13 protein-coding genes and 1 tRNA gene are annotated in these 15,863 nt (G+C 43.3%); 7 read left to right on the forward strand and 7 right to left on the reverse strand.

The window, feature by feature from the left end:
* Position 1: 1 nt before the first annotated feature.
* From pheS to MVI27_RS06175, 3 genes are all read right to left on the reverse strand, one after another.
* Positions 2-1,012, reverse strand: coding sequence for a phenylalanine--tRNA ligase subunit alpha (gene pheS, locus MVI27_RS06165; protein WP_246959937.1), 1,011 nt, complete (start codon positions 1,010-1,012; stop codon positions 2-4).
* Between the two features lie 75 nt (positions 1,013-1,087).
* On the reverse strand, positions 1,088-1,666 hold the full coding sequence (gene rdgB / locus MVI27_RS06170; RefSeq protein WP_246959938.1) for an RdgB/HAM1 family non-canonical purine NTP pyrophosphatase: 579 nt from the start codon (positions 1,664-1,666) through the stop codon (positions 1,088-1,090).
* 9 nt (positions 1,667-1,675) lie between these two features.
* On the reverse strand, positions 1,676-2,509 hold the full coding sequence (locus tag MVI27_RS06175; protein ID WP_246959939.1) for a CPBP family intramembrane glutamic endopeptidase: 834 nt from the start codon (positions 2,507-2,509) through the stop codon (positions 1,676-1,678).
* Between the two features lie 130 nt (positions 2,510-2,639).
* Between MVI27_RS06175 and MVI27_RS06180 the strand changes: the two genes are divergently transcribed.
* Positions 2,640-4,235 carry a peptide chain release factor 3 gene (locus tag MVI27_RS06180; RefSeq protein WP_246959940.1) on the forward strand — a complete coding sequence of 532 codons (1,596 nt, stop codon included), beginning with the start codon at positions 2,640-2,642 and terminating at the stop codon, positions 4,233-4,235.
* An 89-nt stretch (positions 4,236-4,324) separates the two neighbouring features.
* Complete coding sequence (locus tag MVI27_RS06185; RefSeq protein WP_246959941.1) at positions 4,325-5,497, forward strand: DUF4349 domain-containing protein; 1,173 nt, start codon at positions 4,325-4,327, stop codon at positions 5,495-5,497.
* Here the strand turns inward: MVI27_RS06185 and MVI27_RS06190 are convergent.
* From MVI27_RS06190 to MVI27_RS06200, 3 genes are read right to left on the reverse strand one after another with little or no spacing between them, the layout of a single operon-like run.
* Entirely contained in the window at positions 5,466-5,696 is a 231-nt protein-coding gene (locus MVI27_RS06190) for a hypothetical protein (RefSeq protein ID WP_246959942.1), read from the reverse strand. The two genes, MVI27_RS06185 and MVI27_RS06190, sit on opposite strands and share 32 nt — an antisense overlap.
* A gap of 55 nt (positions 5,697-5,751) precedes the next feature.
* Entirely contained in the window at positions 5,752-6,114 is a 363-nt protein-coding gene (locus tag MVI27_RS06195) for a hypothetical protein (RefSeq protein ID WP_246959943.1), read from the reverse strand.
* A gap of 12 nt (positions 6,115-6,126) precedes the next feature.
* A complete protein-coding gene (locus MVI27_RS06200; RefSeq protein WP_246959944.1) occupies positions 6,127-7,272 on the reverse strand; it encodes an acyl-CoA dehydrogenase in 1,146 nt (381 codons plus the stop codon).
* A gap of 166 nt (positions 7,273-7,438) precedes the next feature.
* On the opposite strand from MVI27_RS06200, the gene MVI27_RS06205 reads away from it, so the two are divergent.
* The 5 genes from MVI27_RS06205 to MVI27_RS06225 all read left to right on the forward strand — a co-directional run bounded on the left by MVI27_RS06205 (position 7,439) and on the right by MVI27_RS06225 (position 14,985).
* Positions 7,439-9,217, forward strand: a complete 1,779-nt coding sequence (locus MVI27_RS06205) for an AMP-dependent synthetase/ligase (RefSeq protein WP_246959945.1) — start codon at positions 7,439-7,441, stop codon at positions 9,215-9,217.
* 165 nt (positions 9,218-9,382) lie between these two features.
* Positions 9,383-10,348 carry a 23S rRNA (adenine(1618)-N(6))-methyltransferase RlmF gene (gene rlmF, locus MVI27_RS06210; RefSeq protein WP_246959946.1) on the forward strand — a complete coding sequence of 322 codons (966 nt, stop codon included), beginning with the start codon at positions 9,383-9,385 and terminating at the stop codon, positions 10,346-10,348.
* Positions 10,349-10,438: 90 nt separating this feature from the next.
* The gene (locus MVI27_RS06215) at positions 10,439-10,786 is read left to right on the forward strand and encodes a hypothetical protein (RefSeq protein WP_246959947.1); all 348 of its coding nucleotides are present in this window, start codon (positions 10,439-10,441) and stop codon (positions 10,784-10,786) included.
* A 25-nt stretch (positions 10,787-10,811) separates the two neighbouring features.
* Positions 10,812-14,771 (forward strand): T9SS type B sorting domain-containing protein, encoded by a 3,960-nt coding sequence (locus tag MVI27_RS06220; RefSeq protein ID WP_246959948.1) that lies wholly within the window; start codon positions 10,812-10,814, stop codon positions 14,769-14,771.
* Between the two features lie 140 nt (positions 14,772-14,911).
* Positions 14,912-14,985 (forward strand) — tRNA-Pro (locus tag MVI27_RS06225).
* 30 nt (positions 14,986-15,015) lie between these two features.
* Here MVI27_RS06225 and MVI27_RS06230 read toward each other — a convergent pair.
* Complete coding sequence (locus MVI27_RS06230; protein WP_281432078.1) at positions 15,016-15,855, reverse strand: CvfB family protein; 840 nt, start codon at positions 15,853-15,855, stop codon at positions 15,016-15,018.
* Positions 15,856-15,863: the final 8 nt, after the last annotated feature.

The raw sequence follows: 15,863 nt of genomic DNA on the forward strand, positions 1-15,863 counted from the left end.
TTTATAAACTTTTAAACTGCTGAAGCATTCGCTTGTCGTTTTCGAAGAACATGCGAATGTCGCTCATTTGGTACAGCAGCATTACAATTCGCTCGATTCCCATTCCAAATGCGTAACCGGAATATTTTTCAGGATCAATGTTGACATTGGTCAGAACGGCCGGGTCCACCATACCACAACCCATAATTTCCAGCCAGCCGGTTCCTTTGGTGATGCGATAATCGGTCTCCGAATTCAGGCCCCAGTACACATCCACTTCCGCACTTGGCTCGGTGAACGGGAAATATGACGGTCTTAACCTGATTTTAGATTTCCCGAAAAGTTCGGTTGTAAAATACTGGATCGTTTGTTTCAGGTCAGCAAAGCTCACATTCTGGTCGATATACAGCCCTTCTATCTGATGGAAAATACAATGCGACCGCGAGGAAATAGCTTCATTACGGAACACGCGACCCGGCGAAAGAATACGAATTGGCGGTTCATTCTGCTCCATATAACGTATCTGCACAGACGAGGTGTGTGTCCTAAGCAGAATATCCGGATTGGTTTCAATGAAGAAAGTGTCCTGCATATCGCGCGCCGGATGATATTCCGGCAGATTCAGAGCGGTAAAATTGTGCCAGTCGTCCTCTATCTCCGGACCGTCGGCGACAGCAAATCCAATCGAACGGAAAATTTCTATAACGCGGTTTCGTATCAGGCTGATCGGATGGCGGGAACCGAGCTCAGTCGGGAAACCCGGTCTGGTCAGATCTTCCTTCTGTTCTGCAGTTTCGGTAACCAAGCCTTCTTTCAGGGTTGCCAGTTTTTGTTCCACCGCCTGCTTTAGCTGATTGATGCGCTGGCCAAATTCCTTTTTCTGGTCGTTCGGAACTTCTTTAAACTTAGAAAAAATATCATTCAGGATACCCTTTTTTCCGCTAAAGCGAATGCGGAACTGTTCGATTTCTGCTGCGTCTGATGAGGTGAACGCGTCAACTTCCTGCAATAATTCCTGTATTTTTTCTAACATTTCTAAGGTTTAATTTGAAGAAGCAAAAATACAATTTTTCATTGTATAAAGCGCGTGGCACAGAATTCTTTGTCTTCACGCATTTTGTTGCAACTGGATAAGCAAGGAGTCCAGCGCATGTTTGCGGTGACTTATTTTATTTTTTTCGGCGGCGGGCATTTCGGCAAAAGTGATTTGGTGGCCGTCCGGCACAAAGATGGGGTCATATCCAAATCCCTGAACGCCCTTTGTATCCGTGGTCAGATGACCGTACACGCGACCTTCAACATAGCGCTCGCCGGTTTGATCTGCCAGGCACATCACCGTCACGAAATAAGCGCGGCGGTTTTCAATACCTTCCATTTCTTCTAAAACCTTCTCTATATTTTTTGCAAAATCATGATCACCGGCATACCGTGCCGAAAATATCCCGGGCCGTCCGTCCAGCGCTTCCACGACGAGACCGGAGTCATCACCCACGCTTGCTTTACCTGTTTTTTCAAAACAATATTTTGCTTTAATACAGGCATTTTCATGGAAGGTGGCACCATCCTCGACAATTTCTTCGTACAAATCAAAATCTGTGAGTGAGCGCACTACATACTGGCTGTTCAAGATTTGCTGGATTTCTTCTTTTTTATGCTGGTTATGAGTGGCAACCAATAATTCTTTCATATGATTTTTTTAGTCGTTTTCGCGATAATGAATTCTGTTCCTGCGCAGAAAAATAGTAGTGAACAAGGCAAATATGATGATTCCAATCGCAAGTAAGAAATAAGGTTTCAGCCCGGTAGCCTCCGAAATAATTTCGGAAGTAGTGTAAAATATCAGTAAGCTGCTGATCAGATTATTAAAGGCGTGCAGCAATATAGGCATCAGCAGGCTTTTAGTCTTATAATACACCAGACCCATCACACAGCCAAGTAAAACTGCCCCGACAAACTGCCACGGATTGGCATGGACCAATCCGAAAAGAACAGCAGAAAGCAAAATTGCGTACATCGGCTTCATTCCTTTTCTAATCAGTCCTTTCTGAATAATTCCCCGGAACACAATTTCCTCGAAGAGCGGCGCCATGAAGACGGCCAGCACAACCAAGGTCGCAGGGTCTGTCGTCATTCTGTCCATTAATTTTTGGAAAATGTCAAACGCAGGACCGAAGAACGGGCCGGTTGTCGGGATGAGATTGGTGAAAAATTCCGCAATGAGCATCATGCCTGCCATCATCGGAAAAATTAAAAGATACGTGCCAAAATTGGCCGTGGACATATTGAAGCTCAGTTTTTTCCCGGTTTGCGGGCGCACTATAAAATAATCAAAGGCGAAAATAGAACCCAGGAAGCCACCGGCGTTTGTAATCAATAAATTAAAATTTTCTAAAAAGCTATTCGCCGGCAGCATTGACATTAATAATGATATGAGTACGCTTGCCACCAAACTCCCCGCCATCATTCCCACAAACAGCAGCAATCCGCCCAGCCAACCGAAGGTAAAACCACTTTGTATACGGTCCTTCATAATTTTAAATTTCCACAAATATAAACATACAGTGGGGAAACGGACAGTAACTTTCCAAATGAAAGAATGACAAAACGCTGATTTTCAGAATTCATAAAAAAACACGATTTTTGCACCCACAAATTTAGCTATGGCAGAACTTCTGAAAGAGATACAGAAAAGAAAAACATTTGGCATCATTGCACACCCCGATGCCGGGAAAACCACGTTGACGGAAAAACTGCTGTTATTCGGTGGTGCAATTCAGGAAGCAGGCGCCGTGAAATCCAATAAAATCAAGAAAGGTGCAACGTCTGACTTTATGGAAATTGAAAGGCAGCGTGGGATTTCCGTAGCCACTTCCGTACTCGCTTTTGAATATAAAGGGCATAAAATTAATATTCTCGATACGCCAGGCCACAAAGATTTCGCAGAGGACACCTACCGTACGCTGACCGCCGTAGATTCCGTGATTGTGGTGGTAGATGTTGCCAAAGGGGTTGAGGAACAGACTGAAAAACTGGTACAGGTTTGCCGCATGCGCAATATCCCGATGATCGTCTTCATCAATAAGCTGGACCGCGAAGGAAAAGACGCCTTTGACCTGCTAGATGAAGTGGAACAAAAGCTGGGACTTTCTGTGGTGCCACTCTCCTTGCCTATCGGGATGGGAAGTGAATTCCAGGGTATTTATAACATCTGGGAACATAATATTCAGTTATTCCTGGAGGAAAAGAAACAGAAGGTGAGTGAAACCATCCGCTTTGATGATATCAATGATGAAGCGATAGATGAAGCCATCGGCAAGAAAGCCGCGGAAACATTGCGCGAAGAACTGGAACTGATTCAGGAAGTGTATCCAGAATTTAACCGCGAAGATTATATGGCGGGTAACCTGCAGCCGGTATTCTTTGGTTCCGCGCTAAATAACTTTGGTGTACGGGAACTGCTGGATGCCTTTATCCAAATTGCACCAAATCCGCAGGCAAAGGAAAGCGATATCCGCATTGTAAAACCGGAAGAAAAAAACTTCAGTGGTTTTATCTTTAAAATTCACGCCAACATGGATCCGAAGCACCGCGACAGGCTGGCTTTTGTGAAAATCGTTTCCGGAACTTTTAAAAGAAATGAAAATTATCTGCTGGTCCGCGAGAACAAAAAAATGAAATTCAGTTCACCGAATGCTTTCTTTGCTGATAAGAAAGAAGTGGTGGACGAAAGTTTCCCGGGTGATATTGTCGGTCTGCACGATACCGGGAATTTCAGGATTGGCGATACACTGACGGCCGGAGAAAAACTAAGTTTTAAAGGAATTCCCAATTTCTCCCCGGAACATTTCCGCTACATTAATAATGATGATCCGCTGAAAGCAAAACAACTTGCCAAAGGAATCGATCAGTTAATGGACGAAGGGGTGGCACAGCTCTTTACGCTCGAAATGAACAACCGAAAGGTAATCGGAACCGTGGGCGCGCTTCAGTACGAAGTTATTCAATATCGTCTCGAGCATGAATATGGTGCAAAATGTTCGTACGAACCATTATCCATTCACAAAGCCTGCTGGGTCGAAGCTGACGAGAAATCAGAAGAATTTAAGGAATTCGCACGGCTTAAACAGCGCTTCATGGCCAGAGACAAATATGGCCAGCTGGTTTTCCTGGCTGACTCGGCTTTCACGATCCACATGACACAGGAAAAGTTTCCCAATGTGAAACTGCACTTCATCAGTGAATTTGCCAACGTTTAAAATGAACTCTTACATACGCCTGAAACCAGGCGTATTTTTTTATGTTAAGGGAACAGAATTTGATTATTCTGGGTCGTAAAAATAAAGAAATGAAAAAACTCATCATACCCTTCTGCACACTGTTCCTGGCATTCTCCTGCAGTAAACAGGAATTCACAGAAACGCGTGACTCCATTAACAAAGCCGACAGTTTGTTCACCAAAGCAAACCAAAGCCTGAAAACGATTGAGTCCATCACGAAACGCATCACTGATTCAAGCGGCGCGGTAAAAAAAGAAGTTGTGCCGGAAATTGAAAGACAAGCCAGAAAAATTGATAGCCTTGCTAAAAATAAAAGCTGGAAAATTGATTCGATGCGTGTGCAGGTTCGTGAATTCACGAAAAATGTGAAAGCCGGAAGCGATGTTGCGCGCACGCTGGACTCGGCGAACAGTATGCTGAAAAATGGTGAAAATGCATTGAGCGTTTTGAGTAAAACCGCTGACCGGATTTTACAGCAAACCAAAGAATACACCGGTAGCAGTTCTGATTCTGATCAGGAAAAAAAACCGTTCCGTTCCGAACCGGTACCGCCCGGAACCATTAGGCAGCAGGCCTCGCTGGAAATCCAGGTGGCAGATCTAAGCAAAGCAAAAAGCGAAATTGCACAGGCTGCTGCTAATTACAACGCAGATATTATCGCAGAAAAATACAGCAACGATGAACGCCAGCAACAGGAAATTGTGCAGGTGCGCGTTCCGTCGGAAGATTACAGAAACTTTTATAATGCCGTGGCGGCAATTCCCGGTATCGTTAAAAGCAAAACGATGATGCAGGACAGCCGTGCCACAGAAAGTGAAGTGGAAATTATGCTGGTTGCCGATGCGCAGCTGGCTTCCACCGGATTTCAACAAATACCGACTGCGGAACAGGATGCGCCGTTAGCCGATTTTCAGGAAGATAAAGGCGAGAAAACTGAAGGGACTTTAACGAAATTTTTGCTGGCAGTTCCGCTTCTCTTGCTATGTGTCATCGCCGTTCTTATTGTGAAAAGCCATAACAATAAACGCAAAGGATACGTGGAAACACCGGCCGAAGAACGATTTGAGGAGCACCGTGAAGCGAAAAAAGAAGCTGCCCAGAAAGTACAGCAAATAACTGGCGAGCCAGCCGCTGACCGTGCTGATGCCGAAGTCAAACATGCGAAATCAGATGATGATTATTCCCGCTTCATGCCGGGCAACCAAAATCCTAACGACGCAGGAACAGGAAATAGACCGTAACAGCAACTGCCATTAAACCGGCGTAAATAAAAATCAACGTTTTTTGCTTATTTGCCACGGCAATTAACAGCAAACCGGTAATCCCCAACAGCAGTAAGGCGATTTTGAAAGCTGCTTCTTCCACAAAAATCGAGGAAGCAATGACCGCCAGGGATAAGAAGTGGTACACGCGCCGGCGCGGATTGGGAGTATTTTCCATAGTTCTTTTTAAAAACAAATCCTTTCCGCAAAGAAAGGATTTATTGTTGTAATAATTATTTTTTGTTGATTACGCGGTCCACAATGTAGCGTGTGTTGCCACGCCAAGGCAGCACGCCATTGTATTCCTTGTAATGCAGATCGAAATGCTTGCCGCTGTTTTCTTCCAGTTCCTTGAATACGCTTTCATTTTCAACAGAGAATTCAAATTCATATGAGGTGAGACCACCGGTTTTGCCGCGACCAAATCCTTCCTGAATGAGTTTTCCCTCATAGGTTTTCCAGACGTATCCTTTTTTCATGGCATAATTCAGGTAGCCGGATTTCACCCCTTCCCCGAATACAAAAAAGTACCGGTACCAGATGAAACCACCCAGAAAAAGAAGCAGCGCTGCAATAACAATCCACAGATATTTCATCTACTGAAAAAATTAAGAGTTTTTCGCCAGGCTGCGGGAAATTACAATCTTTTGAATTTCGGAAGTCCCCTCATAGATCTGCGTAATCTTCGCGTCGCGCATCATACGCTCCACGTGGTATTCTTTCACATAACCGTACCCTCCGTGGATTTGTACGGCCTCAATGGTTGTATCCATCGCAACTTGTGAAGCATATAGTTTCGCCATCGCGCCACTTTCGCTGATGTCTTTTCCTTCGTCTTTTTCAACAGCTGCTTTAAAGCAAAGCATCCGCGCCGCTGTAATCTGCGTCGCCATATCGGCCAGTTTAAAAGCAATTGCCTGGTGGTTAATAATTTCGGTTTTAAAAGCTTTGCGGGTTTTGGCATATTTCAGCGCAAGTTCATAAGCACCGGATGCAATTCCCAAAGCCTGTGACGCAATTCCGATTCGGCCGCCATTCAGCACTGCCATCGCAAAATTAAATCCAAAGCCGTCGTCACCAATTCTGTTTTCTTTTGGAACTTTTACATCGGTGAAAAGAAGTGAGTGCGTATCACTGCCGCGAATACCCAGCTTATCTTCTTTCGGTCCGATTTCGAAACCTTCCCAGCCGCGTTCTACGATAAAAGCATTAATTCCTTTATGTTTCTTTTCAGCATCGGTTTGCGCAATTACAATATAATACGTTGCATTTCCGCCGTTGGTGATCCAGTTTTTGGTGCCATTTAACAGATAATGGTCACCTTTATCGATTGCCGTAGTTTGCTGCGAAGTCGCATCGGAACCTGCTTCCGGCTCAGATAATGCAAAAGCACCAATCACTTCACCGCTTGCCAGTGGCGTCAGATATTTTTGTTTCTGTTCTTCATTACAGAATTTTTCGAGGCCGGCGCATACCAGTGAATTGTTAACCGACATGACGACTGCTGCGGAAGCGTCCACTTTGGCAATCTCTTCCATCGCCAGAACGTATGAAACACTGTCCATACCGGCACCTCCGTATTTCGGGTCAACCATCATCCCCAGAAAACCGAGTTCGCCCATTTTTTTAACCTGCTCGTGCGGAAATTTCTGTTCGTTATCGCGCTCGATCACGCCCGGAAGTAACTCCGCCTGTGCAAAATCTCTGGCAGCCTGCTGAATCATCAGCTGCTCTTCAGATAAATTAAAGTTCATAGAAAAATAAATTGTTTGGCTGTAAAAATACGATAAATAAAAAAACGGAAAAAATATAATTCTATTAAAAATTTTAGGAATGTTGCAGGTTTAAATAAAATTGATATTTTTACAACTGCACCGGACCTACCGGCAATATTGAAAGTTTAATCAACACCGCTTGGCTATGACTATAAGAAGAACCTTTGATTTTGCACATAATGCATTACAGAAATATCCTCGAGAGGATATGTTTGTCACAAAATATAATGGCAAATGGCACAAAACGTCCACTGCCGATTTCCTGGCCAGAGGAAATGCTATTTCCAGAGGGTTACTTAAATTAGGCATTCAGCCGGGTGACAAGATTGCACTCATTACCACAGCAACCCGCACGGAGTGGGCTGTTATGGATCTCGGGATTGCACAGATTGGTGCCATCACAGTTCCGGTTTATCCGAGCATTTCGCCGGAAGATTATGATTTCATTTTTAATAATGCCGAAGTAAAATATTGCTTTCTTTCTGACGAAGCGCTTTATGAGAAAGTAGCCAAAATCCGTCCGAATGTGCCGACGTTGCAAGGCGTTTTTAGCTTCGATGAAATTGAAGGCGTAGCGAACTGGCACGAGATTCTGGATCTGGGCGCGGATGATGCCACACAGGGAGAAGTGGAAGATTTATCCAATTCTATTAATTCAGAGGATATAGCGACACTAATTTATACCTCCGGAACAACGGGCCGGCCAAAAGGTGTAATGCTTACCCACCAGAATATTGTTTCCAATGTGCTGGGTTCCAATCCGCGGATTCCTGTCGTTAAAGGAATGCAGCACAGCGGCATGCGTATTCTAAGCTTTTTGCCGATCTGCCATATTTTTGAACGGATGCTGTTTTATCTTTATCAGCACAACGGCTATGCAATCTGGTTTGCTGAAAGTATTGATAAAATGGGCGAAAACATTAAGGAAGTCCAGCCGCACATTATGTCGGTGGTCCCGCGGCTCATTGAAAAAGTTTACGATAAAATCTATGACAAAGGAACCAGCGCGGGTGGTTTGAAAACCAAAATATTCCTGTGGGCACTGGGCGTCAATAAAAACAAAAAAGGGATCGGAAAACCATCCGGACTGAAAGAAATCATTGCAGATAAACTGGTATTTTCGAAATGGCGCGAAGGCCTGGGCGGAAATATTATTACGCTGGTTTCAGGTTCCGCCGCGCTCTCGGCAAGACTGAATAAATTATTCCAGAATGCAGGTATTCCTATTCTGGAAGGATACGGACTTACGGAAACTTCGCCTGTAATTGCAGTGAACAGTTTCGGGAAAATTAAAATTGGAACTGTGGGGCACCCGCTGGATAATGTGGATGTTAAAATTCAGGAAGACGGTGAAATTACAGTAAAAGGCCCTTCTGTTTTCAAAGGATATTTTAAAAACGAAGAAATGACCCGGGAGGTGTTCACCGATGACGGATACTTCAAAACCGGTGACATTGGCCATATAGATGATGAGGGATATCTGCACATTACGGATCGTAAAAAAGAAATGTTTAAAACCTCAGGCGGTAAATATATTGCGCCGCAGGTGATCGAAAACCTGGCAAAAGGTTCCAAGTTTATCGAACAGATCATGGTGGTGGGCGACGGCGAAAAAATGCCGTGTGCCTTAATCCAACCGGATTTTAACTTCGCGAAAAACTGGGCGGAAAGGAAAGGACATGACCTCGGGACTTCTGCCGAAGAAATTGCGAAAAGCACCGTGCTGCACGACCGCATCAAAAAAGAAATCGATTACCTGAATACCAAGCTGGGACATTGGGAGCAAATCAAGCGCTTTGAGCTAACGCCGGACGTCTGGTCGATAGACCTGGGATTGCTCACCCCTACCCTTAAACTCAAACGAAAAGCGGTGAAAGAAAAATACATTGATTTATATGACAAGATGTACGGTCATCAAAATTAATACTGGCCGAATACTGCTCCTCCTTCGTAGAGAATTTATCTTTAAACCGCTTCTGAATTGAAGCGGTTATTTATTATACTCCTCTACCAGACGAATGTTATAGCGAAGGACCTTTTGCAATAAACCGGTCAAATTGTTCTACATTCGCGGCTACAAGTAATTGCTATGTCTGAACCACGAAAAACGGCTGAAAAAGTACGCCTGCATGAACGCAACCGCAACAGGGAACCTTATGATTTAAAAGCTTTGGCGGCGGCTGTACCGGCACTTTCAGAGTATATAAAACCAAACAAATATGGTGCGCTGTCCGTTGATTTCACGCAACCTGCTGCGGTAAAATTGCTGAACAAAGCATTGCTCAAACATTATTACGGGATCGAAAACTGGAACTTTCCGGATGAGAACCTGTGTCCACCGGTGCCGGGCCGCGCGGATTATCTTCATTATATGGCCGACCTGCTGGCGCAGAGCAACTTCGGTGTTATACCGCCGGCCTCTAAAATCACTGTGCTGGACATTGGTACCGGTGCAAGTTGCATTTATCCGGTACTCGGAGTGGCTGAGTATGGCTGGAATTTCATCGCCGCTGATATTAACGCTAAATCGGTGGAATCAGCAGAGCAGACTGTTGCTGTAAATTCACAGTTGGCTGAGCGCGTCCGTTGCATGTTGCAGCCGGATGAGACGAAAATTTTTAAAAATATCATCAACGAAGGCGAGCGTGTAGATTTCAGCATGTGTAATCCACCTTTTCATGCCAGCACGGAAGAAGCAGCGAACGGAACCCGGCGAAAAACAAATAATCTTTTCGGAAAGCATGTTAAAAGGCCTGCACTTAATTTCAGTGGCATAAGCAAAGAATTGGTCTGTCCGGGGGGTGAGTTGGGTTTCATTAAAAAGATGATCAGCGAAAGTGTCGAATTTGGCAAAAACATCTACTGGTTTTCCACACTGGTCTCGAAACAGTCGAACCTAAAAAGTATTTATAAAACGTTGACGGATCACGAAGTAATGTCCGTAAAAACAATTCCGATGGGAACCGGCAATAAAGTAAGCCGGATCATCTGCTGGTCTTTCCTGGACAAAAAAGAACAGCAGGAATGGCGCGCAGCCCGCTGGAAGAAAGCATAATTTTACCGAAATTTCTTTGCGGCGGTGTGCCTTCTTTTTAGGAGTATGTCCATCATTAATTTTGATATCTTTGAGTATCAAACTACTGCCATGCAAAAATGCCTTGAATGTAATGATCCGATTTTTGGCCGCAGCGATAAAAAGTTCTGCAATGATGGCTGCCGCAATTCCTACAACAACCGGCACAATAAAGATGCAACGAATCTGATGCGCAACATCAATAACAAACTGCGCAAAAACCACCGCATCCTGGCCGATATTAACTTCGTGGACGGCAAGGCAAAGACAACCCGCAACAAACTGATCTCGGAAGGCTTCGACTTCGAATACTTTACTTCGCTCAAAGTGTACAAAAATGGCGCTGAGTACCGCTTCGTCTATGATATTGGTTATAAACTACTGGAAGAGGACTGGATCTTGGTAGTGCGGAAAGAATAATTATATTTGGCGGCAAATACATTGTATGATAAAAGATTTACTTATTTCTTTCTTTATTCTATTTTCTTCTTACACAGTAAGCCAACAGGCACCTTCTTCTGATTTCCCTTTTCAAGAAAATAAAGGACAGATTATTGATCAAAACGGCAATCAAAATACGGCGGTAAAATATCTTTTTACTTCTCCCGGATTAAATGTACAGCTTCGGAAAAATGGATTTTCGTACGATGTTTATGAACGAATCATTGCGAAAAAATCAGGGCAAGATGACCGTACTGCCGGGAAAGAAGTAATTTTCGGAAACGCTAAAGATGCGGGAAAGAAGCGTTTTCATCGGGTCGATATTGATTTTATAAATGCAAACGCAAATCCCAAAATATTAGTAGAAGGAAAATCCGCGGATTATGACAATTACCACAACTTTTCCGATAATGTGAGGTCTGTTGAAAAGGTTTATCGCTACAAAAAACTTACTTACAAAAACCTTTACCCACAGGTAGATCTCGTTTTTTTTCAGCCGGATGATAGCTTAAAAGCAATAGAATATAATTTTATCATTCATCCGGGTGGAAGAATTTCCGATATTCAGTTTGAATTTAAAGGTGCTAAAACCCGGCTGAAGAAAGGAAAAATTGCGATGAAAATGTTATTTGGCGAAATGGAAGAGGAAATCCCGCAGTCCTGGACAGAGAATATTTCCGGCAAGCAGGCACTTGATGTTACTTTCAAAGAAACTGGGAAAAACCGTTATCGCTTTGCATCAGACATCGATACATCAGAACAGAAGATTGTGATTGATCCGGTACCCACGAGGATCTGGGGTAGTTACCTGGGAGGAAACGGTGAGGAATTTGGCAAAATTAAAGCAGACAAATACAACAACATTTATTTCCATGGGTGGACCGGAAGTTCTAATAATATTGCTACTGCTGGTGCATATCAAAATAACTTGAAGGCTGTTGATGCATTTGTCATAAAAATTGACAAAAACGGAAGAAAAATTTGGGGTACTTATTATGGAAGGCCTTATTTTGATGACGCTGGTTCTCTTGACTTTGACGAAGAGTCAAATGTATATATTGGTATTACCTCGCAAAAACCAAATCCGCGTTACCCCGGAAATCGATATTACTTTCATCAAAAGTTTACGCTTTTAATTCTTTCAGAAAATGGCTCCTTTAAAAATATATATGAATATGGGAGTGAAGCCGGGAATGAGGCCTACGGCGCATATCAAGATGAAGCACACATAACAGATGTAAAATATTACAATGGAAAAATTTATTTTGTAGGGGATACGGTAGTCGAAAATTTAGGAACGCCCGGAGCATTTCAAGAAAATAAAATGATGTACACAGCCGGTTTTCTTCTCAAATTTGATGCTGTTACTGCAGCGCCAGAGTATTTCACTTATCTCACCGGCAATCATGGTACGATGGTCCAAAACATCATCAGCATTAATGATTCTGGTATCGAATTGCTTGGTACAAGCTCAAGTACAGATTTCCCACAAATTAGAGCTTTCCAGCCGTTAAAAACCCGAAAAAAATTAACCGGAATTTATGCAAAATTTAATCTAAGCGGCAGTCTGCTACGTTCCAGCTATTTAGGGAATGATACATCGGAATATCTTTTTCTCCATGGGCGGCGTTTCGGTGACACTCTTCTACTTGGAGCAAGAATTCAGGACAGAATCGCATTCTGTTATTACTTAATCAACACAAATACAAGCACTATTGAAAGCTATAAGGAAGTTAATGTCATAAACACCGCGGGAATAATTTATATCGATGATCAAAAAAACATATTCGTCACCGGAAGAGCTGATGCCGATCATCCCAGACTGCTGACGGTAACTACGCCCAACGCGTACATGCCTGCGCATAATGGCTCAGCTAATATCTTTCTTACGAAGTACGACTTGGACTTCAACAAGGTATGGTCAACCTTTTACGCCGGAAACGGTGGAACTCAAATCGGTCTTTTGGCCCAGGATAACGAAGGTTATTTATACCTTACTGGGATGTCCTCGAGAAACACAGCGGGCATCGCAACTCCTGGCGCTTTCCAACAAACGACGGATTACCGTACCAATGACCAGTTCATAGTTAAGTTTGCAGACTGTGAGTCAATAGTAAATATATCGGCATCACCAACTTGCATTGGGCAAAATCTCCAGTTATTTGCCTCCGGTGGTTCGACATATGAATGGACAGGACCAAATGGATTTAAAAGTTATGAACAAAATCCAACCATAATTAATGCCCAGGCAAATGATTCCGGCGAATATTTTGTCCGGATGACCGGAGGACAGTCGTGTGGAGGGATATTTTCTGTCAGGGTACATGTGGGAAACACCAGACCTTTACAACTGGACAATTTGTCGCTTCCGGATATCGAAGCATTTTGTACTGTCGTAGTAAGTACTACTCCAACAGCAACAACAGGTTGTGGAATAAAGGTTTACGGTGTAACTAACGATTCTCTGATTTACACCACGCCAGGAACCTATCTAATCACGTGGACGTATACTGATTTGGATGGAACTTCACTCAGCCAAAAACAAAAAGTTATTGTTAAAGGGATAGACAAACCTATACGAGATAGAAATACTACTTTTTGCAAATCCACCAACCCCACCATCAAAGATATTGCTATCATCGGCACAGATATTAAATGGTACGATGCCGCGGGAAATACATTGGATCAAAATACAGCCCTTATTGATGGCACATCCTATTTCGCCACCCAAACTGTCGATGGTTGCGAAAGTGCAAAGGTGGAAATAACGGTCACAGTAAGTGATCCTGCTCCTCCTGCAGGAAATGCTGAGCAGGAATTTTGTGCTGCGCAAAATCCAACTGTGGCAAATTTGCAGGCAACTGGTCAAAATCTTATCTGGTATAATACTGCCGGATCAATTTTTTCTCCTGACACTCCCCTTGTTGACGGTCAGGTGTATTTTGGTACGCAAACGGTAAATGGCTGTGAGAGCAGCAGAAAATTAGCCGTAAAGGTTGCAGTTACCGATGGAGGAATTCCCGCAACCAACGCTGACGTAAATCTTTGTAGCGACAACCTACGAGGTAACAAAATAGTAAATCTCAATGAATATAAAAACAATTTAATTAGCAATACAGCAGGTTTAATCTTTGAATTTTTTGATGTCTCTAATCAGCCTATCTTACACCCATCAAATACACTAATTGCAGTTGGTACAACTGTATTTAATGTAAAGATCTCGAACTCGCTCGGGTGTTTTGTGCAGAAGACCTTAACCTTAATCTTAAATCCGAAATCCGAGCTTGTCATTGATACTGTTAAAGAATTTTGTTTAGGGCAGAGTGCAGAGTTGGATGCGGGCGAAGATTTTGCCGCTTATATATGGACTTTAAAAGGCTCGCCTGCTCCACTTTCCACCTCTCAGTACTTAACTGTCACAAAAGCGGGAATATATACCATCGAGGTGAAGAATATTTTTGGATGTAGCAGCAATTCTGATGTCGTCGTCAGTTATGCAGCGCAACCATCAATTATCCGCGTGGATGTAAGCAATAATACAGCAAGAGTTGTACTTTCCGAAAACGGCAGTTTCCTGTACTCACTAGATAACCGTACCTGGCAGACCAATGATACATTTTCAGGCCTCAGTAATGGAAATTATACAGCGTATGTAAAAACTTCCGGAGATTGTATTATCGGCCAGATTAATTTTAGCTTATTTAATATTTCGAACAGTTTTACGCCCAACGCGGACGGAATTAATGATACCTGGAAAATTGATGGCATCGAAAATTATCCCGGTAGTGAAGTTCATGTCTACGACCGCTATGGAAATAAAGTATTTTTTAAAATTGTAAATAATAATTTCGAATGGGACGGAACTTTCGGCGGAAGGCCGTTACCCACTGCAAGTTATTGGTACAGCATTAAAATTTCTGATGGAAGACAGTTTACAGGCTGGCTGCATTTAACAAACAGGTAAATGCTGCTTTTCCACCGAAATTCAACCACCAGCCGGTTCTACAATCTTTGCGTGCGCCGGCGCAAAACGACGGATGATATGATACACAGAAAACCTCTTTCAAAATCTGAATAATATCCTTACTTTTGCTCCACCAAAAACGGGATGTAGCGCAGCCTGGTAGCGTACTTGCATGGGGTGCAAGGGGTCGCTGGTTCGAATCCAGTCATCCCGACTGAAAAAGAGCAGTGTGTACTGCTCTTTTTTATTCTCCTTCGTCGGCGAGGCGTATTTTATCTTCCAGAATTTCGATCTTGTGATCGCGGTACAGGCCGCCAATCGCTTTCTTAAAGTTTTTCTTACTCATCTCTAACTCGTCACGAATCTCTTCAGGAGTTGATTTATCGGACAAGTACAGCAGTCCATAATTCTCGTGCAGCTTATCGAGTATAATTTGCTGGAACTCATCGATGTTTTCATATCCCTGCGGCTGGAGCGAAACATCAATTTTGCCATCTTCCCTGATGGTTTTAATATAACCTTTCTCCTCTGAAAGTGGGTAGAGTTTTTTATAGACATCAGATGCGTACACCAGTCCGATGTATTTTTTATTAATAACCACGTTCCAGCCAAGTTCTCCTTCACCCATGATAAGAAGCTGCACGGCATCCCCTTTTTTAAACGGCAAGTCATCATATTGCGGATTGCGCTTAAACTTGGTGGTCCCTGTTACCAGGCCTAAGGCTTCATCAATATAGATATAAACCAGATACCTTTTGCCTTCGACCATCTTTGCCTTCTGCTGTTTATAGGGGACAAACAGGTCTTTGATAATTCCCCAGTCCACGAAGGCGCCGCTCGGCAGACTTTGCACACACGTCACCACTGCAAACTCCCCTACTTCTGCGTACGGCTTTTCGGTAGTTGCCTTCAGTTTGTCGTCGTCCTGATAGACGAAAACTTCCAGGTCGGTTCCTTCCGCAATTTCTGCGGGCGCAAACACTTTGGGAAGAAAACATTGTTCTCCGTCATGATCGGTGAGAATCAGTCCGGAGCTGTTTCTTTCTTTAACAGTTAGTAATTGTGTTTTGCCGGGATATATCATAAAAGAAG

The sequence above is a fragment of the Chryseobacterium salipaludis genome (assembly GCF_022968825.1).
Lineage (GTDB): Bacteria > Bacteroidota > Bacteroidia > Flavobacteriales > Weeksellaceae > Kaistella > Kaistella salipaludis.